This is a genomic window from Terriglobales bacterium, from assembly GCA_035624455.1.
Taxonomy (GTDB): domain Bacteria; phylum Acidobacteriota; class Terriglobia; order Terriglobales; family Acidobacteriaceae; genus DASPRM01.
In genome coordinates this window covers 17,271-41,903 of sequence record DASPRM010000025.1, presented here as the reverse complement: position 1 = coordinate 41,903, position 24,633 = coordinate 17,271, and the positions used below count along the sequence as shown (strand labels likewise).

Annotated in this window: 21 protein-coding genes; 10 read left to right on the top strand and 11 right to left on the bottom strand. The window is 57.4% G+C overall.

Features of this window, described 5'->3' with window-relative positions; translation table 11 throughout:
• Positions 1-7 precede the first annotated feature (7 nt).
• Entirely contained in the window at positions 8-1,831 is a 1,824-nt protein-coding gene (locus tag VEG30_02700; protein HXZ78810.1) for a mechanosensitive ion channel domain-containing protein, read from the bottom strand.
• A 30-nt stretch (positions 1,832-1,861) separates the two neighbouring features.
• Entirely contained in the window at positions 1,862-4,609 is a 2,748-nt protein-coding gene (locus VEG30_02695; GenBank protein HXZ78809.1) for a glucosidase, read from the bottom strand.
• A 343-nt stretch (positions 4,610-4,952) separates the two neighbouring features.
• On the opposite strand from VEG30_02695, the gene aqpZ reads away from it, so the two are divergent.
• Together aqpZ and VEG30_02685 are read left to right on the top strand one after the other, a co-directional pair.
• Positions 4,953-5,645, top strand: coding sequence for an aquaporin Z (gene aqpZ / locus VEG30_02690; GenBank protein ID HXZ78808.1), 693 nt, complete (start codon positions 4,953-4,955; stop codon positions 5,643-5,645).
• An 83-nt stretch (positions 5,646-5,728) separates the two neighbouring features.
• Positions 5,729-6,505 (top strand): hypothetical protein, encoded by a 777-nt coding sequence (locus VEG30_02685; protein ID HXZ78807.1) that lies wholly within the window; start codon positions 5,729-5,731, stop codon positions 6,503-6,505.
• A 56-nt stretch (positions 6,506-6,561) separates the two neighbouring features.
• Here the strand turns inward: VEG30_02685 and VEG30_02680 are convergent, their stop codons facing one another.
• Positions 6,562-8,034, bottom strand: a complete 1,473-nt coding sequence (locus VEG30_02680; protein ID HXZ78806.1) for a CHAD domain-containing protein — start codon at positions 8,032-8,034, stop codon at positions 6,562-6,564.
• A gap of 199 nt (positions 8,035-8,233) precedes the next feature.
• On the opposite strand from VEG30_02680, the gene VEG30_02675 reads away from it, so the two are divergent.
• Positions 8,234-9,148, top strand: coding sequence for a LysR family transcriptional regulator (locus tag VEG30_02675; protein ID HXZ78805.1), 915 nt, complete (start codon positions 8,234-8,236; stop codon positions 9,146-9,148).
• 386 nt (positions 9,149-9,534) lie between these two features.
• Here the strand turns inward: VEG30_02675 and VEG30_02670 are convergent, their stop codons facing one another.
• The 3 genes from VEG30_02670 to VEG30_02660 all read right to left on the bottom strand — a co-directional run bounded on the left by VEG30_02670 (position 9,535) and on the right by VEG30_02660 (position 13,489).
• Entirely contained in the window at positions 9,535-10,956 is a 1,422-nt protein-coding gene (locus VEG30_02670) for an NAD(P)/FAD-dependent oxidoreductase (protein HXZ78804.1), read from the bottom strand.
• 92 nt (positions 10,957-11,048) lie between these two features.
• Positions 11,049-11,540, bottom strand: a complete 492-nt coding sequence (locus VEG30_02665) for a hypothetical protein (GenBank protein ID HXZ78803.1) — start codon at positions 11,538-11,540, stop codon at positions 11,049-11,051.
• Positions 11,541-11,614: 74 nt separating this feature from the next.
• Positions 11,615-13,489: a 30S ribosomal protein S1 gene (locus VEG30_02660; GenBank protein HXZ78802.1), complete on the bottom strand. Its 1,875-nt coding sequence runs from the start codon at positions 13,487-13,489 to the stop codon at positions 11,615-11,617.
• Between the two features lie 327 nt (positions 13,490-13,816).
• Here VEG30_02660 and VEG30_02655 point away from each other — a divergent pair, with 327 nt between their 5' ends.
• The gene (locus VEG30_02655) at positions 13,817-14,305 is read left to right on the top strand and encodes an HIT domain-containing protein (protein ID HXZ78801.1); all 489 of its coding nucleotides are present in this window, start codon (positions 13,817-13,819) and stop codon (positions 14,303-14,305) included.
• Between the two features lie 160 nt (positions 14,306-14,465).
• Here the strand turns inward: VEG30_02655 and VEG30_02650 are convergent, their stop codons facing one another.
• A complete protein-coding gene (locus VEG30_02650; GenBank protein HXZ78800.1) occupies positions 14,466-15,440 on the bottom strand; it encodes a cation diffusion facilitator family transporter in 975 nt (324 codons plus the stop codon).
• 140 nt (positions 15,441-15,580) lie between these two features.
• Between VEG30_02650 and VEG30_02645 the strand changes: the two genes are divergently transcribed.
• Positions 15,581-16,573, top strand: a complete 993-nt coding sequence (locus VEG30_02645; GenBank protein ID HXZ78799.1) for an MBL fold metallo-hydrolase — start codon at positions 15,581-15,583, stop codon at positions 16,571-16,573.
• Positions 16,574-16,593: 20 nt separating this feature from the next.
• Here the strand turns inward: VEG30_02645 and VEG30_02640 are convergent, their stop codons facing one another.
• From VEG30_02640 to VEG30_02630, 3 genes are all read right to left on the bottom strand, one after another.
• Positions 16,594-17,166 carry a DNA-3-methyladenine glycosylase I gene (locus VEG30_02640; GenBank protein ID HXZ78798.1) on the bottom strand — a complete coding sequence of 191 codons (573 nt, stop codon included), beginning with the start codon at positions 17,164-17,166 and terminating at the stop codon, positions 16,594-16,596.
• A 138-nt stretch (positions 17,167-17,304) separates the two neighbouring features.
• Positions 17,305-17,883 carry a methylated-DNA--[protein]-cysteine S-methyltransferase gene (locus VEG30_02635; GenBank protein ID HXZ78797.1) on the bottom strand — a complete coding sequence of 193 codons (579 nt, stop codon included), beginning with the start codon at positions 17,881-17,883 and terminating at the stop codon, positions 17,305-17,307.
• Positions 17,884-18,203: 320 nt separating this feature from the next.
• Positions 18,204-19,217: an OmpA family protein gene (locus VEG30_02630; GenBank protein HXZ78796.1), complete on the bottom strand. Its 1,014-nt coding sequence runs from the start codon at positions 19,215-19,217 to the stop codon at positions 18,204-18,206.
• A gap of 467 nt (positions 19,218-19,684) precedes the next feature.
• Between VEG30_02630 and VEG30_02625 the strand changes: the two genes are divergently transcribed.
• Together VEG30_02625 and VEG30_02620 are read left to right on the top strand one after the other, a co-directional pair.
• Positions 19,685-20,989 carry a M20/M25/M40 family metallo-hydrolase gene (locus VEG30_02625; protein ID HXZ78795.1) on the top strand — a complete coding sequence of 435 codons (1,305 nt, stop codon included), beginning with the start codon at positions 19,685-19,687 and terminating at the stop codon, positions 20,987-20,989.
• Between the two features lie 200 nt (positions 20,990-21,189).
• A complete protein-coding gene (locus tag VEG30_02620; protein HXZ78794.1) occupies positions 21,190-21,747 on the top strand; it encodes a DUF308 domain-containing protein in 558 nt (185 codons plus the stop codon).
• Positions 21,748-21,812: 65 nt separating this feature from the next.
• Here the strand turns inward: VEG30_02620 and VEG30_02615 are convergent, their stop codons facing one another.
• A complete protein-coding gene (locus VEG30_02615; protein HXZ78793.1) occupies positions 21,813-22,277 on the bottom strand; it encodes a hypothetical protein in 465 nt (154 codons plus the stop codon).
• 303 nt (positions 22,278-22,580) lie between these two features.
• Between VEG30_02615 and VEG30_02610 the strand changes: the two genes are divergently transcribed.
• From VEG30_02610 to VEG30_02600, 3 genes are all read left to right on the top strand, one after another.
• A complete protein-coding gene (locus VEG30_02610) occupies positions 22,581-23,600 on the top strand; it encodes a cysteine synthase family protein (GenBank protein ID HXZ78792.1) in 1,020 nt (339 codons plus the stop codon).
• Positions 23,601-24,086 (top strand): M67 family metallopeptidase, encoded by a 486-nt coding sequence (locus VEG30_02605; protein HXZ78791.1) that lies wholly within the window; start codon positions 23,601-23,603, stop codon positions 24,084-24,086. It abuts the gene before it with no gap.
• A gap of 199 nt (positions 24,087-24,285) precedes the next feature.
• Positions 24,286-24,603 carry a ubiquitin-like small modifier protein 1 gene (locus VEG30_02600; protein HXZ78790.1) on the top strand — a complete coding sequence of 106 codons (318 nt, stop codon included), beginning with the start codon at positions 24,286-24,288 and terminating at the stop codon, positions 24,601-24,603.
• The last annotated feature ends 30 nt before the right edge of the window (positions 24,604-24,633 follow it).

Sequence of the window (24,633 nt, the reverse complement as noted above, 5' to 3'; positions counted from 1 at the left end):
CACCCGGCTAGCTACGCCGCACTCCGCCATCTCTGATCGCGGGAGCTGTCTTGGGCGGGGGAGATGTGGCAGAGCCTTTCGGGGGATACTCCAGTGTATTCCGCATGGCGCGAATCTCCTCGGGCGGAAAATCCGGGAACGGCAATTGGTTGGTCTCGCGCCATTCCTCGACCGTATGCTCTGCGGCTTCTGAACGCTGCCGGTCCAGCCCCGCGTCCTTCGACAAGTACAGGGTCTGCGACGGATAGGCGAATCCGCTTCCTGCGCCCTGCACAATATCCATGACGCGCAGCAAAAGGTCTTCGCGAATCGCGAGGTACTCGGCGAAATCGACGGTCACGATGTAGCAGAACAGTTCCAGCAACAGTGAACTCTGACTCAATTCGATGAAGCGGACCCGTGCAGAGTCGGTTTCCACCCGCGGATGCTGATACAACATCTGTCGGATTCCCACCAGCACGCAACGGAGCTGATCAGGTGTGGTTTCATGGCGCAGTGCAAAATTGGTTTTGAACAGAATCTTGTCACGCCGGCTCAAATTCTCAACGTTCATGGTGGCCAACGCTCCATTGGGTATGGAGAGTTCAGTGCGTTCCACCGTACGGATACGAGTTGAGCGCAGGCTTACATCTTCCACGCTGCCCGTGCGATCGCCGAACTGGCAAACATCGCCCACCTTGATCACTTTGTCGGCCAGCACTGAAATTCCTCCGAAGACGTTCTCCAGCGTTTTCTGAGCGCCCAACCCCAAGGCGATTCCGCCAATACCGAGGCCCGCCAGGGCGGCAGTCGTATCCACTCCCAGGGAAGAGAGAGCAGCTACAAATCCCGCGGTCACCACCAGCACCTTCAGCACACGCTGAGCGAGCAGAATTAGTGAACTCGCTCCCGGCCGGCCGCGTGCGGCTCGTTCATGCATCTTCAAGCTGAACCAATTAATCGCCCGCGATGCCAGCCAGGTAAAGCCAAAGACGAAGGCTAGCTTGAATAAGTAAGAATAGTAATGCCGTCCCAGCAGGGAAAAGCCGATCGCACGCACGCAGATCGCGTTGATAACCGTGGCAATCAATAGCACGAATGGCTGAACGAAAATGGTGCCGAAATGCTGATCAGGTTCCCGCTTCCGTAGGCGTATCGCAAATCGCCGCGATAGTTGAAAGAGCTGGACAGTTCCCCAAGCCAGCGCAACCGAAAATGCCAGGGAGATAAGGAACGCAATCCATCGCCACAGCGGCATGGTAAAAACGCGGTTCTCTACCAGGCTCTTCGGCAGCTTGCTTTCCAGACTGCTCTCCTGGATATCCCCATAAAGGGCGGGCACCTTCTGCAGAATTTCCCTGGAGAAGAGCCAGATCATCCCTGCCTGCGGATCTTGTACCCGAACCAGGCGCACCTCATGTTGTTCGCCATTGACTTCGAACGTCCCGATCCGTTCTTGGTCGGAAGGGATGCCGGCTTGGACTGAGCCTTCCGGCTGCTCGCTGATTTTGCCCACATTACCGACGAAATCGCGGTCCATCAGCTTGTGCAATTGTTCTGCCAGTTGTTCGCCATCCGTGGCGCGGCTGCTCTTGGTCATTTGCAGGTAGTCAGCCGCTCCCTTGTAATTTCCTACTTGTGCACTCTGCAAGAATCCGAGGACGGTGCCTCGAGGAGTTCGACGGCCGAGTGGGTCACTCGGCTCGGGCGCTGGCGAGGGCGCCGGCGGCGAGGAAGAGGTTGGGGCTGCCCCCTGTTTTGTTTGGGCGCCGCCCAGCAACGGTATCGCCTGCGTGGACACAACCGTTCCCGCGCAGATCAACACTAAGACAATTGCCCTGAACAGCTTCATGATTCGTCTCTAAACGAGGGCCTGAAATCGCTAGCTGGCAACCGCCAAACTCCCCCCGGCGTAAATTCGGGTCGCGACCGCCTTGCCCTTGTCTTCCAGAAAATCCTGGCGCGTGGCGGCGCCCAACATCTGGATTAGCCGCGCTACAGCGCCTGTCCAACCCGTCTGATGGCTCGCTCCCAGCCCTGCGCCGTTATCGCCGTGGAAATATTCATAAAACAGAATGTGGTCACGCCAGTGTGGATCGTTTTGGAATTTCTCGCTCCCTCCGTAAACCGCGCGCTTACCAGCGCGATCGCGAAGAAAAATCTTCGCCAACCTGCCACCAAGTTCGAAGGCAATATCGCCAAGTGTCATCAATTGACCAGAGCCGGTCGGGCATTCCACCCGGAAATCATCGCCGTAATACTGGTAGTAAACCAGCAAGGCTCGCAGAATCAGTAGATTGATCGGGAACCAGATCGGCCCTCGCCAATTGGAGTTCCCCCCGAACATGCCATTGTTGGATTCCGCTGGCATGTACTGCACGCTGTACTCCTCCTCATGCACCTTCAGCACGTAAGGATGGTCCAGGTGCCAGCGGGAGAGTGAACGAATCCCATAGTCGCCTAGAAAACGTTCTTCGTCGAGCATCCGGCCAAGGACCCGCCGCAACTTCTTCTCATCCATGATGGCCAGTAATCTGCGCCCTGCCTGGCCCGGTTTATCGACGGGATGTATGTTGGCAACCAGATCTGGTCTCTTATCCAGAAACTTCTTCACCCTCGTGGCGATACTCGGAAACTTGTCCAGGGCTGCCTTATGCACCAGAGTCACAGCACAGAAAGGAAGTAAGCCGACCAGGGAGCGCACTTTGATGCGTGCCGCCTCGCCATCCGGGAGTCTCAAAAGGTCGTAGAAGAAGCCATCTTCCTCATCCCACATCTCGTCAACATTGATTCCCACCCGGTCCATAGCGCCTGCGATCCAGAAGAAGTGCTCGATGAACTTCAGAACCATCGGTTCATAAGCGTCATCCAGGGTAGCCAGTTCGAAAGCAATTTCGCACATCGTCTGGCAGAAGAACGCCATCCATGCCGTGCCATCTGCCTGCTCCAGGTAACCTCCCGTCGGTAGCGCAGAGCTCCGGTCGAATACGCCAATGTTGTCCAGCCCCAGGAAGCCCCCCTCAAAGACATTTCTCCCCTCACAGTCCTTCCGATTGACCCACCAGGTGAAATTCAGCAGCAACTTTTGAAAGGCGTGTTTCAAGAATTCCACGTCACCTTGCCCGCGCATTTCACGTTCCAGTTGGTAAAGATAGTAGGTCGCCCAGGCGTGCACCGGAGGATTTACATCGCCAAAATTCCATTCATAGGCCGGAATCTGGCCGTTCGGATGCAGATACACCTCGCGCAACATCAGGTCGAGCTGCTGCTTGGCAAAATCAAGATCAACCATTGACAACGCCACCGTGTGAAACGCCAGATCCCATGCTGCGTACCAGGGATACTCCCATTTGTCCGGCATAGAGATCACGTCGTCATTGATCATATGAAACCACTGCGTGTTGCGTGTGCGGGCGCCTTTGCCGGACACCGCATCCACACCATGCTCATCCAGCCAGCGCTCCAGATCGAAATAGTAGTACTGCTTTGTCCAGAGCATTCCCGCCAACGCCTGCCGCATCACGGATTTCTGATCGTCGTTCAGTGCTGGGGGAGTGATGGAGGCGTAAAAATCGTCCGCCTCCTGCAGACGCTTGGCGAAAATCGTATCGAAGTGCTTTCCAAGCGGATCACCGCCGGGATAGGACTGAGAAAGCAAGGCCGGAGCAAGGCTAGTCAAGCGTAAACACACATCCCGGCTGCCGTTTGCAGGAACTTCGATCTGATAATGCGCTGCTGCTTTGGTGCCGGTCTTTTGCGGATTTACCGCCTTGATATCTCCTTCAACGATGAAATTGTTGATCCCGTCTTTCACGTACGGACTGGTATTCGGAGTATGGAAGAGCCGTTCATTATTGGTTTCATTCTCCGTAAACAGCAAAGGAACGGCGGCATCGCAGTACAAGAACCGTTCACCCAGGGTTGGGTGTACCACCCGAATTCCCGAAGACTTCCGCCCCTCCAGTTGCTCCAGCTGGGGCTTACTCTCTCCTGCCCATGACCAGGTATTACGGAACCACAGCGTGGGCAAGATATGCAGTGTCGCCGCATCCGGACCGCGGTTGCATGCCGTAATCCGAATCAGAATATCGTGAGCCGACTCTTTCGCATATTCCACAAACACGTCGAAGTAACGATCATCGTCAAACACTCCGGTATCCAGCAGCTCGTACTCCATCTCTGTTCGAGCTCGTTTGGTGTTCGTCTTTACCAGGTCGTCATATGGATAGGGATGTTGTGGATACTTGTACAAATACTTCATGTAGGAGTGCGTGGGAGTCGAGTCCAGGTAGAAGTAGTATTCCTTGACGTCCTCGCCGTGATTGCCCTCGGCATTGGTTAGCCCGAACAGGCGTTCCTTCAGGATAGGATCCTCTCCATTCCATAGAGCCAGGGCAAAACACAGTCGTTGCTTTTCGTCGCAGAACCCGGCTATCCCATCTTCGCCCCAGCGATAGGCACGAGAACGTGCTTGGTCGTGGGTAAAGTAGCTCCAGGCATCACCATTGGCACTGTAGTCTTCGCGCACCGTGCCCCACTGCCGCTCACTCAGATACGGACCCCAAAACCGCCATGCGGCCTCAAGTTCCCGCATATCGTCCAGTCGTTTTTGCTCCGACGTTGTGGCCATACTGTCCCCCTTGTTTTGCTTAGATAGTGTGAGCTGGAAGCTATCGGCCAACGCTGAGGGGAGCTGCTGACTAAATTCCGCCTCAGACAAATTCACTAACTGTTCGACGAGAGTGTTATACAGCTTCGCGATACCTGCAAGCCGTGCCTTTGCGTAAAACGAAAATCTCACAGATTGTTTTGCACACTGAGCAAACAGATTTGAGCCCTGGGCCAATCCCAATGTCCGGGCAAAGCGCCGCTGGTTTAAAGTTCAGCCTCCGCGCCTATACGTCCAGGCCTAAACGCGAACTGCATTTCCCACTAACAACAGAGCCAGATGCTCTCTACACTCGAGGTGAGAAATGAGTCTCTCTAAGCGCACAGCAGCGGAATTCTTCGGAACCTTTTGGTTGGTCTTTGCAGGATGCGGCAGTGCCGTGCTGGCCGCCGCTTTTCCGCAATTGGGCATCGGTTTTCTCGGCGTTGCCTTCGCCTTCGGGCTGACCCTGCTTACCATGGCCTTCACCATCGGTCACATCTCCGGGTGTCATATCAATCCGGCAGTTTCCGTCGGCCTGGTGGCGGGAAAGCGCTTCCCTGCGGGTGAGCTGATTCCCTACGTGATTGCCCAGGTTGCCGGCGCCATCGCTGCCGCGGGTGTGCTTTACGTCATCGCCAGCGGCAAGGAGGGTTTCACGACGGCGGCCGGCTTCGCTTCCAATGGGTATGCGGCACACTCCCCGGGCGGCTACAGTCTCTTATCCTGCTTTGTAGCCGAGGTGGTGTTGACTTTCTTCTTCCTGATGATCATCCTTGGTGCGACTGATAAGCGGGCTCCCCAGGGTTTTGCCCCTATCGCCATCGGACTGGGCCTTACTCTGATCCACCTCGTCGATATACCGGTGACGAATGCTTCAGTCAACCCGGCTCGCAGCACTGGTCCCGCCATCTTTGTCGGAGGTTGGGCCCTGGCTCAGCTGTGGTTATTCTGGGTGGCCCCCATCCTGGGAGCTGCAATTGGAGGCTTCGTCTACAGCCAACTCTTCGGAGAATAGCTGTGCGATCCTGTACCAGGCCCGCTTGTCCTTGACTCTGTCGCGCCGGAATTAAATTTCTTGCTTTCACTTGGGGGGATTCCATGAAGAATCGTTGCCCGATCACTTTGCTGGTTCTACTGGCGCTTCTATCGATCACGGCATGCAATAAACAGCCAGCTTCCAGCGACAACACACAACAACAGCAACAGCAACAAGCTGCTTCTGGCCAGCAGTCTGCTTCGCAAACAGGCCAGCCGCCAGCTTCAGCGGGAGGTGGAATGGACCAGACTGCCCCTCCTCAGACTCCACCCGCAGCTTCCGAAGCCGCCAAGCCGCCTGCTGAAGCGGAAAAAGCCCCACCACCTCCGCTGGTGGTTCCAGCAGGCACCGTCCTTAAGGTGCGGCTGGATTCGGCGGTGGGATCGAAGACCAGTCAGGCGGGACAGCCCTTCAGCGGAAGTTTGATGTCTCCAGTATCTGTCGGAGGAGCAACCGCCATACCGTCCGGGTCCGCGGTTGAAGGCGAAGTCGTGGAAGCCAAAGCTGCCGGCAAGTTCAAAGGGGCTGCCACTCTCAGCTTGAGGCTGACTGGAGTAACTGCACGCGGGCATCATTACAATATCGATACCGCAACTGTAAGCCAAACGACCACCGGTAAAGGCAAGCGCACAGCTGCCATGATTGGAGGCGGTGGTGCCGGTGGCGCACTCATCGGGGGCTTGGCTGGTGGCGGTAAGGGAGCGGCCATCGGAGCGCTGGTCGGAGCTGGCGCAGGTACTGCCGGATCGGCACTGACGGGTAATTCCCGTGACATTTCTCTGCCCGCGGAGACCGCCCTGAGTTTTAAATTGGCTGCACCGCTTACCATCAAACGCTAGTCAGCTTGTCCTGGAGTTGATTGCATCTTCGGCGCGGGGTAATTCCTGCGCCCTTTCTATTTGGCTTGTGGCGTGGCTCTCACTGCGGGGCGCGCCTTACGGATGAGGATGGGGACACCGCAGCTCGTCTCCAGCAGGTGCCTCGCCGCTGCCAGTTTTTCCGCGCGACGGCTATCTGCCCGGTATCCCGGCGCTCGCACAAGGACACAATTGCTAAGCTTCTCGAGTTTCACATCGTGAGCCAGGCCATTGTGGGGATTATCGAAAGCGTCCGCCAGCCGCAGCACCCCGGCGAGGGACTTGACCATCCGTTTGTGTTCCGGCGTAAGCTCCTGAAAAAGCCTGTGATCCGTATGCGGTAATGCGCCGCGATGATAGCGGGCAATCAGGGCTGCCATTTGCAGCTGCTCGCGCGACCAGCCTGGCGGTAGGTCCAACTCCGCGATCAACCTCTGCGATCGCTTGTGATGACCTTGCGCGCTTTTCGCGCGCCCCACTTCGTGTCCCCATACTGCTGTCTTCAGCAGATCTCGGCACGGTATGCCGTCGCTGGCTTCGGGCAACAGACCGAATCGGCGCAGGCCATCATGCAACTGCAGGCTGATCCGTAACACCCGTTGCGTGTGCAACGGATCAGGATCGAGAAATGCCGCCCAGATCCGCAATTTGCGTTCAATAGCCTTCTTCAGCCGTTCTCCCGTTGGAAGCCCTGCTCGCCAGACAATCCATAGCGAGCTGCGGCCAACCATCTTCTCGCGATATCTCTTCAGTCGTAAGTCCCGTTCCTCGCGGATGCGCTTTCGCCAGCGAGCGCGGCCCTTGGAGCTGGCATAGGCTCCAATCTGTTGGGCCGTATCTTCCAGCACATCCAGATCGTGCACTTCACCCAGCAGGTCCTGGAGTTCTTTCAAGTCCTTGCCCCACGCCTGGTGGGGCGCAGGCAGGAAGTTCTCCACCATGTAGCGGAATTTCTTTAACCCGATGCGCACGGCATGATAGGCCGTCTTGCTGCGGTTACGCATGGCTACCCGATGCAGTTGGTAGGCTTCCTGCAATCTCTCGAGCGCAACCACCTGGAATAAGTCGCCGCCGGGACGGAAACGGCGCGCACGCTGCTCCAACTCCACCGCCCACTCCGACCATTGCTTGCGATCGAAGCTGTGCAAGGCAGCGGCCGCATGGTGTTTCAACTCGCGTTCCCGGCGGACGCAGTGGTCGATCAGCCGCTGCGTCACCAGATCATCTTCGCTGCCCAGTTTCTGAACCCATTCGTGCATGACCTGGACATCGCGCAGTTCTCCCAGGCTGCTGAAAACCGCCTTGCCGGCTTTCTTCATTTTCCGCCATGCCGGCGCCGGATCGAGCGCGCGAAAACCGTCTGCCATCGAGCGGCATCGGCGAATCGCTACCCGCAAATCATGCACCGGATCGGCTGAAAAATCGGTTGCGGCCTTATCAGCCTCCTTCAACACCTCTGCCATCCAGTAGCCGATACCGTTGTTCTTCTTGTTTTTCGTGTTGGCTGTCATGCCGACATTCCCTGCCTGGCGCATTGACCCGGCACTCTAACCGTCCGGTTAGCGTCGTCCAGAGAATTTTACCGCGCTGCCGGCTGCAGCTTCACTCGCCGAAAAACCGCATGGACCAAAACAGTCGCTCGTTTCGAATTTGAAGCAACCTTAATCTGTTCCGCCGGGCAACTTTCTATATAATCCAGCGCATTCCATCATGGACTTCGATCAGCTCACAACCTTTGTCGAGGTTGCCAAGCTCGGTAGTTTTTCGCGCGCGGGCCAGAAAGTCTTCCGCTCGCAGTCGGCGGTGAGCGCGCAGATCCGCCAACTGGAGGAGGAGTACGGCGAAAAGCTTCTCGACCGCGCCGGCAAAACCGTGCGTCTGACCCCCGCAGGTGAAGTCTTCTTCGAGTATGCCCAGCGCCTGCTGAATCTGCGGCGCGAATCCTTGCGCGCGGTCGCCGACCAGGGGAATGCCCCGCGCGGCGTCCTCGCCATCGGCGCCAACGAGGCGACCTGCCTCTACGTCCTGCCCGATGTCTTTGCCGAATATTCGCGCCTCTACCCCGACGTGCAGATCAGCATCTACCGCAACTTTAGCAGGAAAATTCTGGAGCGCATTGACGATGGCTCCATCGACGTGGGCATCGCCACCTTGCCGGTTAAGGCGCCCAGCCTGCACATCCATCCTATTTTCCGCGACCGTCTCATGCTGATGGTCGATGCCAAAAATCCGCTGGCTAAGCGCTCTGCAGTTCCGGTGAGCGTGGTCGCCGACCAACCTCTGATTTTTCCCAAGACCGGCTTCACTCGCCAGATCCTTGATCGTCTGTTCCGGCCGTTTCAGTCGCAATTGCAGATACGTATGGAACTGCCCAGCGTGGGCATGATCAAGGGATTTGTCGCTGCCGGGCTGGGAGTCTCCATCATCAGCGCCAGCTTTGCGCGCGACGAGGTTCGTTCCGGACAGGTGAAGTTGATTCCGCTGGAGGATTGCGATCTGTGGCGCGAATTGGGTGTCATCTACCGCAAGGACCGCAGCCTCCCCCGCTCCGCCACCGCATTCATTGAGCTCATCATGCAAACTACCGCCAAGAAATTCGGCACCAGCCGCGCTGCAGATAGTTAATTCGATTCACTTTCCAACTTTCGATTTTTCGATTCGCAACATCACAATTTTGCGTTTCTCTTTTGCAGGCCTACGCATTTCTAATGACACTGGTTGATTTTGTGCAGCTGCCGAAGCTGGTTTATGGAGAGACGCTATGATTTGTCCATACTGCCACGTTGAGTACACGGCCACACGGCCGTGTTTCTGCCAACCGCGGGCTGATGCTGCAAAAGCGGAGAGCGCAGAAGCCAAGCCGGATTCCGTGGCCGTGGATCTGCCTCCGGCAGGTCTTGATAATCCTTTCTGGAACTGATTGCACACCTCCTTCGCTAACTTCCTCCCTTTGGAAACGGCCGCCGTAAAAGGCGGCCGTGATTTTTGGGGGAAACAATCAGCTCAGGGTCTTAGCACAATCTCCGCAGCGCCAGTTTCGCGGCGAAATATCCGCACATGCCATGCACGCCCGGGCCTGGCGGCGTAGACGACGAGCACAGATACAGCCCCTTTGCCGGCGTCATGTAGAGTCGAGCCGTCGGCCGAAAAATCATCTGCTTCAAATTCTGTGCCCCTCCACCAATGTCTCCGCCAATCAGGTTCTGATTGCTCTGCTCGAGCGCTGCCGGGGTCATTACCGAACGACCCATGATCCGTTTTCGAAATCCAGCAGCGAAGCGCTCGATCTGCGCCTCGATACGTTCGCACATATCAAACCTCGATCCATTCGGAACATGACAGTAGGCCCACGCAGTGTGACGCCCAGCAGACGTCCTCGTGGAGTCAAACAGAGTAGGTTGCGCCAGGATCACGAACGGCTTCTCAGGATGGCCTCCTCGATTCACTATCTCTTCTGATTGGATGATCTCCTCCAGGCTGCCACCGATATGAACGGTCGCAGCGCGCAGGCATCCCCGATTGCTCCACGGAATCGGCGCCTCCAGCGCCCAATCGACCTTGAAAGCTCCCGGCCCATAAACCCACCGCAAGAGCTTGGCATGAAAGCCAGCCGGCAGACGGTCGCTGGCAATCTCAGCCAACTGCCGCGGAGTCAGGTCGCAGAGGATCACCCGAGCAGGAGGAAGTTGTGCCAGAGATTCCACTCGCGTGTTCGTCAAAACCGTGCCTCCTAATGAACGAAAATAGCCGGCCAGCGCATCGGAAATCTTCTGTGCCCCTCCCTTAGGAATTGGCCAGCCGCCGGTGTGTGCCATCGCATGGAGAACCAGGCCGATCAGCGATGAGCCAGCATCTTCCAACGGCAGCGTCGAATGCGCCGCTGACCCAGCCAATAGCGCACGCGCTTCTTCCGTTTTGAACTGCCGCGCGATTCCTGCCGCCGACCGCAATCCCTCCAATCCGAAGCGCGCGAGGTTCCATGGCCGTCGCGGCAGCTTCCCTGAAGCCATCGCCAGCGTCTGCTGCCATGCATCAATGCAGGGCCGCATCAGCCGGCGATAGCGCTCTCCGTCAATAGCCAGATTTTCAGCCGTCGCTTCGAGCGAGCGTTCCGCAACGGCGGCGCGCCCGTTGCCCAGAGGGTGAGCGAAGGGTGCGGGAGGCTGGATCCACTCCAGGCCGTACTGGTTCAGCGGCAGACTCAGAAAAAATGGCGACACCACCGCCAGCGGATGTACCGCAGACGCCGGGTCATGCACAAATCCGGGAAGGGTTAGTTCAGCGGATCGGGCCCCGCCTCCAAGGATCGCTTGCGCTTCCAGCACTGTGACCTTCAGCCCAGCCTGCGCCAGCGCAATGGCCGCTGACAACCCGTTCGGACCCGATCCTATTACGATCCCATCTGACGGCGGAATGTCCAGTTTCGTCATCATCTCAACTCGCTCGCGCTCAAAACCCGGCACGAGCCTGTTGACGCAAGATCCACGAACTCTCATGCCCAAAGGGATGGCGGTGTTCGACACTCTTAGCTTCTGGCTGAAGTCCTGCGCATCAGCAGAGAGATAGTCAATCCAATGCAGAACATCAGCGCCAAAATGCCATTCACGCGGGACGCGATCGTGACTGGTCGCGGGGAGTGGGGAACTCCAGAGAGCGGCAGCACGATCAGATTCATGATCAAGTACACCACCACGCCATAAAGCAGGCCGCTGATCACCGGACGGCGGGTGAGGATCGCAAGCTTGCGGCTGGCCACATAGAAAATGGCGGTCCAAATCAGCGCGATCAGGTAATGCAGCACCAGGCCGAGCGCGACTGATGCCAATCCGGCGCGGAACGACCTCATGCCGATCAGACCGCTGGCGATGTATTGAAATACCCTCGTCGGGCCGAAGCCGCGGAAATAACTGAAGATGAGGGCATCGGCGATGTCGAGCGTACCGGCAATCAAGCCGACCCACAGAATTGTAAAGAAGGGCTTCGATGGTGAGGAATTGATAGTGAGGGCTGAATTCAAACTATCCGACCAAGTCTCATTCAAACATAAAAGCCGCCATTTTCTGGCGGCCTCATGTTCATTCTCGTTGGCTTTTAGTTCTGGTCGTTGCTCGCCCGCTTCCAGGACATCAGCTCTTCAATGGTTGATGTCGCACTCGATGCCGGGTGCTTATACGCCTCCACATCGGCGCGGGTGGCTTCTTCGCCTACCGCACGGATGCTCAGTCCGACCTTCTTCTCCGCCGGGTTCATCTTGATGACCTTGAAGTCGTACTCGTGACCGGCTTCCAGCTTCAACGGCGCTCCGTGTTCATCCACCGCTTCCGAGTTATGACAGAGACCCTCTACGCCCTCGGAAATTTCGACAAACGCACCGAAGCTTGCCAGCCGCAGCACCTTGCCGTGAATCACGTCGCCCACCCGGTGTTGCTGGAAGAACGTCTCCCACACATCGGGCTGTAACTGCTTCACACCGAGAGAGAGCCGCCGGTTCTCCGGCTCGATGCCCAGCACGATCGCCTTCACACGGTCGCCCTTCTTCAGCACTTCCGAAGGATGCTTTACGCGCTTGGTCCAGCTGAGATTGCTTACGTGGACCAGGCCGTCAATACCATCTTCAATCTCGATGAATGCGCCGAAATCCGTAAGGTTCCGAACCCGGCCTTCGACCGTGCCGCCAACCGGATACTTCTGGTGCAGGGTCTCCCACGGATTTGACAATAGCTGCTTCAGGCCGAGGGAAATCCGCCGCTCCGGTCCGTTCACGTTGAGTACCACGGTTTCGACTTCGTCACCCACGTTCACGATCTTCGAGGGGTGCTTCATGCGCTTGGACCAGGTCATCTCGCTTACGTGCACCAGCCCCTCAATCCCCTGCTCCAGTTCAACGAAAGCGCCGTAGTCGGTCACGCTGATCACGCGTCCCTTGACGTGTGCGCCTACCGGATAGCGCTCCGCTGCGTCCAGCCAGGGATCGGGCGTCAGCTGCTTGAACCCGAGGGATACGCGCTGCTTATCCTTGTCGAACTTCAGGACCTTGACCTGGATCTGATCGCCGACATTAACCAGGTCGCGCGGATGCGTCAGGCGTCCCCAGGACATGTCAGTGATATGCAGCAGGCCGTCGATTCCGCCCAGATCCACGAAGGCGCCGTAATCGGTCAGGTTCTTCACCGTTCCGGTCAGCACCGCGCCTTCCTGCAGATGTTCGAGTGTCTTGTCTCGCTTGGCCGATATTTCCTCGTCGATCAATTGCTTGCGCGAAACCACGATGTTGCCGCGCTTCTTGTTCAGCTTGATGATGCGAACATCAACGTTCTGGCCCTTCATGCCATCCAGGTTGCGCACCGGGCGCGCATCCACCTGCGATCCCGGCAAGAAGGCGTTCGCGCCGAGGATATCCACCGTAAGTCCGCCCTTGATGCGGTCCACCACCCGCGCCTTGATCGCGGTCTTCTCGTTGTACGCCTTCTCGATCTCATCCCAGGCGCGCAGCCGCTGCGCCTTGCGGTGAGAGAGGTTGACGTAACCCTCCTCGGTCTCGCCCTTCTCGACCATCACGTCGATCTCTTCCCCGGGCTTGACCGTTACGTTGCCCTCGTGGTCCTGCACCTCGGCGATGGGTACCATGCCCTCCGACTTGGTGCCGATATCCACTACTGCGTGGGTAGGAGTGATCTTGAGGACCAGGCCCTTCAGCAGTCGATCGTCAGAGAGTGCCGGCTCGGGTTCGGCGTTGAAGGTTTCCAGCGCGGTGGCGAAGTCTTCCATCATTTCTCTTTCGTTCCGGGAAGCGCCGGCGCCAGAGCGTTGAGCCGTGGCAGTTTCGGCTTCGCCAGAACGCGACTCCACATTCCTGGATTCCTGGGTCGCGCTCGCTGGCTCGGATGCACGTTCCTCGACAGAAGCCTGCGTGTTGGACTGAGATTCTTCGCTGTGAACTACGGTTTCGTCGTTAAACAAAGCCATGATTGGTGCACCTGATGCACATGGATGATACGGGGACTTCAGCGCTTTGCGGACTGCTGGCGTGGTGCTGCGGGTGTAAGCCCTGTTCCAGGCTGAGACGGTCCAGCGGCCGGATCTTGCAGAAGCTTGCTGCTCCTCAAGACCTCTCGACTATAGCAACCGCTTGTTGCGAGTGTCAAACAACTCCGGCGCTTTTTTCCTGATGTAAACAATAAATTTTCCGCAATTTAATGTAACGACTCCGTAACAAATTTCATCACGCCACGAACGCTGTTTTTTTCCTCCAGCCTGGCCTGATTTTGCGCCTCTGCTACCCTCTTCCCACCTATGGATTACCTGTGGACACCCTGGCGCTATGCCTATGTCACCCACGCCGACCAGATGCCCGCCTGCGTATTTTGTGCCATGGCCGCCGAGCAGGACGACCGCAAATCGCTCATCGTGCATCGTGGCCCGTCGTGCTTCGTGGTCCTGAATGCGTTTCCCTACACTTCGGGGCACTGCATGGTCGTACCCTACCAGCACCTCGACCAGCTGCAGTCGCTTCCGACCCCTGCTGCCGATGAGATGATGCGCACTACACAGCGGTTGGAGACGATCCTGCGCCGTCTTTACCACCCTGACGGCATCAACCTGGGTATGAATATCGGGAAAGCCGCAGGCGCAGGCGTGGCAGGACATATCCATATGCACGTGCTGCCGCGCTGGGTCGCCGACTCCAATTTCATGACCACCGTAGGGGAAACCCGCGTTCTGCCTGAGGACCTGCAGACTACCTACGACCGCATGAAAAAAGAGTTCACCGCCACGGATTAGTGCGGATTTCCACGGATTTCTCTTATTTCTTGGCTCTTAAATAGCGAAATTGACCGCGGCTGACTACAAATGCGGCCGGCTCGATGTGTCATGCAGCCCGGGAATACGGGTACCGCAACCATGCAAGCAGGAAGGAGCCCATCTCTGTCCGTCTTATGATCTAACGCTCTAATCCCTCTGATCCGTGAAATCCGTGGCTGGTTTCATCGCGCCTGCTGTGCTCAGTCGGAATCAAGCAGCCATGGGCTACGTCGCATACCACGTGCTCGAACTGGATGGTGGTGTGGCGAATCTGGAATTCCACCGCCAGCTTCTCCTGCACCTGCCGCAGGATCATCTCGCTCTCCGAGGGGGGAATGTCGGCGATGCTGACGTGACAAGACAGCGCGTGAGTCTGGCTCCCGATGCTCCAGATATGCAGGTCATGAACGTCGTTTACGCCTTTAATGCCGCTAATGCAGTCGGCTACCCGCTCCAACTCCATCCCGCGCGGAATGCCCTCTAGCAGTATATTCAGCGTTTCGCGCACGATCCCGAACGAGGACCACAGGATCAGGGCTCCAATGCCAAAGGAGAGCGCAGAATCGATCCACTGCTGGCCAGTCAGCAGAATAGCGACCGCGCCTACGATCACCGCCGCCGTCGAGACGGTGTCGCCGAACATATGCAGGAAGGCGCTGCGTATATTCAGATCGCCGCGGCTCTCGCGAAACAGCATGATGGCGATCACTCCGTTGATCAGCATGCCGACGACGCCTACCCAGACCATGGTCCCGGCGTGCACTCCCAGGGGCATGTATAGGCGCTTGATCGCCGCTACCAGAATGTAGAACGCTACCGCGACCAGCGTCAGCGCGTTCAGGAACGCCGCGACGACGCCGGCTCGATGGTAGCCGAAAGTCTTGGTGGCGGTTGGTGGACGCCTGTGCAGATAAACCGCGGCCAACGACAAGGCGAGCGCCAGCAGATCAGAGACGTTATGCCCGGCCTCGGAAAGCAGCGCAAGACTGTGGGCGCGTATCCCGGTAATCACCAGCAGGACGATGTACCCGGCCGTCAGGAAAAGGGACAGCCGCAGCACGTTAAAAGAATCGCCACCGTGGGGATGTCCAGCGCTGTGCTGGTGTGCGGCCATGCTTAAAGTCTAATACACGCTTGGAGCAGTTTGAGGCACTGGTGGGCTGGGCCTTTGGGGTATAAATGTTGCAAGCTGCCGTCCAAGCCATCAAGTCCGAGGACGAACGTCACCCGCGTATGCCTTCACCAGAGAATCGTATGAAAATCCTTCGTTTCATTTTCCATTCTGCTGTGCTGCTGGCGCTGCTTTCGGCCGCGTCTCAACAACTGGCTAGCCAGGTAAGAAGCGAACGCGCGGCCCGGACCAGGGTCGTGCTCCTCGGAACAGGCACCCCGATACCCGATCCTGAGCATTCCGGTCCTGCGACAGCGATCGTGGTTGGCGATAGCGTTTATCTTGTCGATTTCGGACCTGGTATTGTGCGTCGCGCCCAGGCTGCTGTTCTTGATAGGGGTATAACGGCACTCGAACCCGGCAATCTGAAGGTAGCCTTTGTGACACACCTCCACTCCGATCACACCGCCGGATATTCGGATCTGATCTTCACGGGATGGACCTCAGGCAGGAGTACGCCACTCGAAGTGTATGGTCCCACCGGATTGAACTCAATGACCGAGCATATCCTTGAGGCTTATCGCATCGACATCGAGACCCGCACCAACCCAGAGGGAAACCAACGTGCAATAGCTGATGGCTGGAAAGTCAACTCACACGAAATCAGCCCGGGTGTCGTCTATAAGGACGCCAACGTAACCGTCACTGCCTTTCCGACCAAACACGCCATGCTGAGTTACGGATACAGGTTCGATACACCCGACCGCAGCATCGTGATCTCAGGCGATACCAGCCCGACCGAGGAGACGATCAAGGCTTGCAATGGCTGTGATGTTCTGGTTCACGAGGCGCAGCTGCTGGACTTGTACGCGAAAATGCCGGAACGCATGCACTCATTCGTAACCAAATACCACACAACCACCGAACAACTCGCGGCCCTTGCGACCAAATCCAGACCGAAATTGTTGGTTGTGTATCACACCATAGCTTTCCGGCCAGGAATCGCACCGCCGAAATTTCTCTCCTCTATGGCCGGCGCTGGCTCATTTCGCTCTACTCCGGAAGTGCTGCAGGAAGAGATTGGCTCGCGGTACAAGGGAGAGTTCGTCATCGGGCGGGACTTGGACGTGTACTAGCTCCGAGTTAGGTTCGGGCCCTATACCTGCTCTCTCCGGAAGCATCCCACCACGTGATCGTTCACCATCCCGACCGCCTGCATGAATGCATAGCAGATCGTCGAGCCCACGAAATTGAAACCTCGCTTGCGTAGGTGCTTGCTCATCGCGTCTGACTGGGATGTTTTAGCAGGAACGTCGCTCAACTTGCGAAATGAGTTCCGCAGCGGCTCCCCGCCGACAAATTTCCAGATGTACTTGTCGAAGCTGCCAAATTCGCCCTTCACCTGCAGCAGCGCCTTTGCGTTCTGCACCGCCGATTCAATCTTCATGCGGTTGCGCACGATTCCCGGATTCTTCAGCAGCCGTTCGACTTGCGGCTTCAGGTACCTTGCGACCTGCTCGGGATCGAATCCCTCGAACGCCTCGCGGTAGGCCTCACGCTTGCGCAGGATCGTATCCCAACTCAGGCCGGCCTGCGCCCCTTCCAGCACCAGGAACTCGTACAGGATGCGGTCGTCGTGCTGGGGCACACCCCATTCCTCGTCGTGATACTGGATCGCCAGATCGTTCTTAGCCCAGCTGCAGCGCACTAAGTTGTTGTTAGCCTGCATTTCTCCGTCTGAAGCCTGCCCTGTTGAGTGAGGATAGCGTAACCAATCCAGAGTTGAAAAATCCTGCGTTCTTTGGCGGGCAGAACCTAAACACCAGATCCTTCGACTCGGACGCGGATCGATATGCCGCGTCCTCGCTCAGGATGACAGGCGGGACTGGTGAGCGGCCTCTCTGGCTGAGGACTTCGTCTTCGGACTGCGATGCCGATGAGTGCTGCCAAAAAGCTCCGCCTGGCCATTCCAAGCGCCTTCAAGTTTCAGCAGCTTCTCCTTGACATCCAGGCCGCCGCCATATCCGCCCAACTTGCCGTCCGAGGTGATCACGCGATGGCAGGGCACCACAATGGCAACCGGGTTATCGTGATTTGCCATACCCACCGCGCGGAAGCCTCGCGGACTGCCAACCGCGCGCGCTATCTCGGCATAAGAGCGCGTCTTGCCATAAGGAATCCTCAGCAACGCGTTCCAGCAGCGCTTCTGAAACTCGGTGCCCTCCAGGTCGAGCGGTATATCAAACTCTTTCAACTCGCCACGGAAGTAGCCATCCAGTTGTTCGCGGTAAGGCGCCGTCTTCTCCTCAGACTCCACCCAGCCTGGACGTTTCTTCGCTGTGTTCCCTCGCCGGGCAAACTCCAAATACGCCAGCCCGCGATCCGACACTCCCAGCAACAGCAGGCCGATGGGAGAGGCATACGTCGAGTAGTAGATCGTCCGCATAATATTTTCCTTGGACGATGCTAACACCAGAAGCAATCAGCATTCAGAAGCTATCTCATAAATCGGTTTGGCTTCGCCGCGCCCTCCAGAGCCGCATAAATCCTGGGCTTTAGCCCCTTGGGGAAACGGACTTTTACCCCGCTGATTGCTATCTCAAACCCTCTGGTTTGCCTGATTGCTGATTATTGACTGCTGATTGCTTCTTCAAAGCGCAGGGCCCGCCACTCTCGTGACGGGCCCTGCCGGGGGGATTGTATCCCCTGATGAACCTCCGTAGCCTCACCCGCATTTATGAATGGGGGAGGACTGGCATGGTGAGCCTACTTCTGGTTCATCGAGACTACAGCCTTGTCGGACGTCGGGTTCGCCTGGCTCGTAGTACTGGGAGCCGAACCACCCGCGTTCAACTGATCCAGGCTGGCGTTCTTGAGCACGCTGACTTCAACGCGAGGTCCACGGTACGGCTTCGCTGAAGTCTGCGCTTGCGCGCTCTGGCCTTCGGTCGATGCCGCGGCCGGAGTCCGTTTCGCATTGCCCATGCCCAGCGTGTAAATGCGGTAGACCGGAATCTCGTGATTGACCACCAGATAACGGACCACCGATTCAGCCATTCTCTGCGACGCGTTGACTGCGGACGGACCGGTACCAGGAGCGAAGCCTTGCACCTCCACGATATAGCCCTTCTGCTCCTTCAAGGTTTCCGCAATCTGATCGAGAGCTTCCTTGGCCTTTGAGCTGAGAGCCGTCTGCCCGGAACGGAAACGGATTTCCGTGTCATTGATCGACTTGTACTGGTCGAGATTGGTTACAACCTGTTCCACCGTCTGCAGACGGGTGCTGGCCTGTTGCGCGGTCTGATTGGCCTGGTTAGCGCGATTGCCGGCATCGATAGCGTGCTGATCAGCCTCATTGGCCTTGGCTGACGCCATCTGGATTCCCTGTGTCGCCCGCGCGTCCACATCCTTAATTGACTTTGAGTTGGCCGCCGTCAGCTCATCGAGTTCGTTCACCCGGTCACGAACCGGGGCCATCTGCCGCTGCACATACTTTTTGCGGGCGAAGGGATTGAGGTGTCCCCAGAAACCTTCGCGCGTATCCGGTTGCAAGGGCTGGTGGGCGCTCATGTTCTGATCGCTCTTAGCCTGCTGTTCGCTAATGCCCGAGGTCTGATCGGTGGACTGATCTGCCGCCTTCGAAGTGGACTCCCCTGCGGGAGCCGAGGTTGCCGGCGTCGAAGCCGATGGCTTGGTCGCCGTCGTATCCTGCTGCGCTACGAGTGCAGGCGCCATCAGCGCGGTGGCCAGCGATAGCGCCAATAAACTACGAATCTTCATTGCATTTCCTCCAAATTTCTGGGAGCGTCGGCAGTTCCTGAGAGGGCCCTGCCTCTGTTCTCTCAATGGCTCCTGCGTCCATCGAGGCGCAACCCGGTTGCGCTCCGCTTCTCCTTATATCAAGTGAAGTGCCAAACTTGGACGCCCCAAATCGCTCCTAACCCACGTCTTTTCAACGAGGTCAGACGCATTCCCCGGCGGCTCCTGCGTAGGAAACGCCTGCCGGCAGGTAATTTCTATAGTCGCATGGAATCTGTAAGCCTGCGTATGGATACTTGCGTGCTGAGCCTTCCTGATTAACCCTCACCCTGCGTCCGCTGTTCTAATCTCGAATTCGCCGGAGGCCCGGTTTGCGCCAATTCCTTCTCCTCACTCTTGGTTTGCTTTCAGCTTGCTGCTGTCTCTGCCAAAGTCAGGAGCTTGCTTCTTCCCATCTTTCACCAGATCACCAGACAGAATACGAGGAGTTGGCGGTTCGTTGGCTGCAGCAATATCTGCGCATCGACACCTCCAATCCTCCCGGAAACGAACTTGAGGCAGCGAAATTCTTCCACGCCATCTTCGACGCCGAGGGCATCGAGAACCAGGTCTTCGAATACCAGCCCAATCGCGGCAATATTTGGGCAAGGATTCCTGCAACACTCAAGCCAGCCCAGCGCCCTCTCATCATGCTGAACCACATCGATGTGGTCACGGCTGAGCCAGGCCATTGGAAGGTGCCGCCGTTCAGCGGCGAAATCATTAACGGCGTCCTCTACGGACGCGGCGCGCAGGACATGAAATCCGAAGGCCTGGCTCAGCTCATAGTAATGGTGATGCTCAAGCGCGAGCACATCCCGTTGCCCCGGGACATCATCTTCCTCGCCACTGCTGACGAAGAAGTTGATGACAGCGGAACCGACTGGATGATTGCGCATCACCCTGAACTGCTCGAGAACGCTGAATTCCTGATCACCGAAGGCGGCGAGAATCCCCGCGAGCGCGGCAGGGTCCAATACGTGGGCATCGATGTTGCCGAGAAGTCACCGCTGTGGCTCCGTGTCACTGCGACCGGTCGCGCCGGTCATGCTTCGCGCCCCATCAACGATTCCGCTCCCAACCGTCTCGTTCGCGCTCTCAATCGTCTGCTCGACTATCGTCCCGACTACAAAGTATTGCCGGTAGTGGCCGAATCCCTTCGTGAGTCGGCTCCTTTTCAGTCGCCGGACCGCGCCGCATACTTCCGCGACCTTGACCAGGCGCTGCACGATCGCAACTTCCGCCGCATGGTCGAGCAGGACAACTCGCTGAATTTCATGTTCCGCAACACCATCACTTTGACGATGCTCGGCGGCTCACGCCAGACCAACGTTATTCCCACCGAAGCCTGGGCCAACCTCGATGTGCGACTGCTGCCCGGTGAGGACCCCAAGCAGTTCCTCACGCAGATTCGGCGAGTGATTGCCGATCCCGCAGTGACCGTTGAGCCATTCAAGCCATTCGTCGCCGCCAATTCTTCTCCGACTGATACCGCCCTCTTTGACTCCATCACTCGCGTTTCACAGCGCTACTTTTCGGGCGCACCGGTAATTCCGCGCCTCAACAGCGGCTACACCGAAAATCAGCGCTTTCGTGAGCTCGAGATGGTGAGCTATGGGTTCAGCCCATTCGCAGCCACGCCGGAAGAAGCCGCTACCGAACATGGCGACGACGAACGCATTCGGGTGGACGAGGTCAAGCGCGGCCCCCGTATGCTTTACGATGTGGTGGTCGATCTTGCAACCGCCAAGTAGCGCTTTGCGTTTGCACCCACGGACACCGATTCTGTCCAGAATCTGCGGGAAGCGTTAGAATATTCCCGTCGCATTGCGGGGAGCCGGCAAGGCAATCCCCACTTACCTCTCGTTTCGCGAATCGTTATTACCAGGCTCGCTGTTTCCAGTCGCGCGAGCCTGAAGGCCTCTTCAGTCCGAAATCTCTCACGGAGGACACTATGAGTTCGAGCCCGGTAGGTCTCGTTAAACGAGCAACGGGTTGGTCGATTGCGTGGTCTGTTCTGCTGATTATCGCGGGCATTCTTTCGATCGCCCTGCCGCTCGAGTCTGCAATCGCCGTGAATATCATTCTTGCATGGCTGATCATCGTCGGAGGCGTCGCCCATCTGATCTACGCCTTCCACTCCAAGGGAGCCGGCGCGTTCATCTGGAAGCTGCTGGTGGGCCTGCTATACATCGTGGGCGGCGCGTATCTGCTCACGCATCCGCTCATCGGGATCCTGTCGCTGACGCTGGTGCTGGCCGCAATCTTCTTTGTCGAGGGCATCTTCGAAGTGGTGGGATATTTCAACCTGCGCGGCGTGGCTGGCTCAGGCTGGATGCTCTTCGACGGCATCGTGACCATCATTCTGGCTTGCCTGATCTGGGCCCACTGGCCCTCCACCTCCGCTTGGGTAATCGGTACGCTGGTGGGGATTAGCTTGATCGTCAGCGGTGTAACCCGCTTGATGGTTTCCACGGCGGTTCGCGGGGCTGTCACCCGCATGGCGGCCTGAAAGCCAGCGGCTCAAACAAAAAGGGCACAACCTAGTTGTGCCCTTTTCCTGATTCTCCTCGCCGCTTATGCCATCTTCTTGGCTTCGACCCCGGCGGGCACTTCCCAGGGGCGCTTCTTGGCTTTGCCCTCACGGCCATCCAGCCGGTCATAGTGATAGCTGTCGCTTACCGTTCCCAACGATTCGTTGTACAGGTCGATTCCACCGATCGCTTCCTTCAGTTCCTCTGAGAACTCATGCAGCGCCCTCAAATGATCTTCCGTCGCCGCTATCTCAGTCTTGGTCGTCTTCAGGACCTGCTGATATCCCTTGTTCACCAGCTTCGATATCTCTCCCCCGATCAGGTATCCGGGATGGGCGAAGACCTTCACCCCATCGTCCGGAGCCTTTTCAATCGCCGCCGAAACATTATTCTTCTTCAGAAACACCCGGTTCTGCGTTCCCGGAGCCTCCAGGATCTCGAATCCATGATCGCGGAACCAATTCACAGCTTCTTCATAAGTACGACGATTCTGTTTCGCTTTCGCCATTTCCCCGCTTATCCCTTTGTGCCTGATTTTGCCTTTCACCTTATCATGGCGGTTACCATACCATGCCCGCGCATGCCGCCAGCAACTCTCCACAGTTCCTAAGCCTTCCGATTGCTGCGGCCTGGCATTGGATGCTTCCTCGCCTGCGTTCGGCTCATCAATAACTTACGCGCCTGGATCACGCCGGGGCGAACCAGGTTTGCACCTTCCAGGACCTGCTTTCCAAGCACGATGGCACCGGTCGTTGCCTGGCCGGAATGCTTCTGCTAATGTAGCCACACCCTCCTCACGTGGAAATCCCAGGTGGCAACTGGACCTGAGTACGTAATGCGGGTTGTTCGCAACAACTCGGAAATCGCTGTCTTTCCGCGCAGATTCGGCGAGTCCATTCTCGACCGCATCGGAAATACGCCATTGCTGCGCCTGGACCGTATTGCCGCCGACCTGCCCGGCATTCAGTTGCTGGGCAAAGCGGAGTGGTTCAATCCTGGAGGTTCGGTCAAGGACCGGGCTGCCGCCAATATCATTCGCACTGCCCTCGAAGCTGGACATCTCACCCCTGACAAAACTCTTCTGGACTCCACCAGTGGCAACACCGGAATTGCCTATGCCATGATCTGCGCCGCCCTGGGTATCCCGGTGACTTTGTGCATGCCCTCCAGCGTTTCCTCCGAGCGAAAACGCATTCTCACCACCTATGGAGTAAACATCATTTATACCGAGGCTGGAGAAGGCTCGGATGGCGCAATCCGCAAGGTGCGCGAGATGTATGCCGCCGATCCTGAAAAATATTTTTATGCGGACCAGTATTCCAATCCTGCCAATTGGCGCGCTCACTACCAGGGTACAGCGGAAGAAATCTGGCGGCAGACAGAAGGTCACATCACTCACTTCTTAGCGGTGCTCGGGACCAGTGGTACTTTTGTCGGCAGCAGCCGCCGTCTCAAGGAATTGAATCCCAATATCCAGTGCATCTCCCTCCAGCCTGATTCGCCTTTTCACGGAATTGAGGGCGCCAAGCACATGCCTACGGCGATTGTCCCCAGGATTTATGATCCCGCGATCGCCGACGAGGATTGGGGCGTTTCCACGGAAGATGCCTACCGCATGGCCAAGCGCTTGGCGCGAGAAGAAGGATTGCTGGTGGGAGTCTCCTCGGCTGCGGCGGTGGTGGGAGCCCTGAAATTGGCGAGAAGACTGGTGCTGCACAGGCAGCAGGGGACCATCCTCACCGTCCTCGCCGACAGTGCCGACAAGTATCTCAGTCAGCGCTTCTGGGACGAAGTCGAGGAGAAACCGGAAGGCGAGACCGCGGGGCATTAAGTGCGCGACACCATGCTGGAAATAAGACTAACGGATTACCAAGAGATTCGCCGTCATGGCGAGCAGACCTATCCGCATGAGTGCTGCGGCGTGATGCTGGGGACCGTGGAAGGTGAAATCCGCCGCGTCAAAGCGACCGTCCGCTGTGGCAACACCCGCGATGACTCCCCCCACAATCGCTATAACATTGACCCCCGCGAGTTGGTGCGCATCCAACGCCAGGGCCGTGAACATGGATACGACATCGTAGGCTTCTACCACTCGCATCCCGACCACCCGGCCCAGTGGTCCAGGACAGATTTCGCCGAGGCTCATTGGATCGGCTGCTCATACGTAATTACCAGCGTGCAAAACGGCAAAGCGGCGATTACCAATTCCTTTGCCTTAACAGGCACAAGTGAGGAAGACAAGCAGTTCATGGATGAGGCCATACGTCTGCTGCCGGCGGAAGCCGGACAGCCGGTAGAGAATCGCGCCATCGGATAAATGACGACTCTGACAGGCAACAAAAATTGGCTGTGATAGAGCACCGCTTCAGCCGTGCCGGCTACGCCAGGAAAAGTGCGGGCTTTAGCCCCTGAGTCCTCGCGCATACGCCTGAGCCCAGAGGAGGCGCCTCCGGTCAACGGATGGGCTTGAATCGAACTCGGTGCAGCCCTCATCATTGAAGTAAACGGAGACAAGAATGAAAGTGCTGATTCCCACTCCCCTGCGGCAGTATGCCGACAAGAAAGATGCAGTCGAGGTTTCCGGCGCGACCGTCAGCGAGGCGCTGAAGAATCTCACCTCGACTTATCCGGATTTGCGCAAGCATCTGTACACCGACGATGGCAAGCTTCGCGCCTTCGTGAATGTATACCTCAATGATGAGGATATTCGTTACCTGCAGAAGGAAGGCACACCCGTGAAGTCCGGCGACACGCTTGCCATCGTGCCCTCCATCGCAGGAGGAAAAGAAGAGCTGTGCAAACTGATTAACAAGAACGCACTCTTTGATTCTTAGCTTACCGTTCGCAACTTACCAGTTTTACAG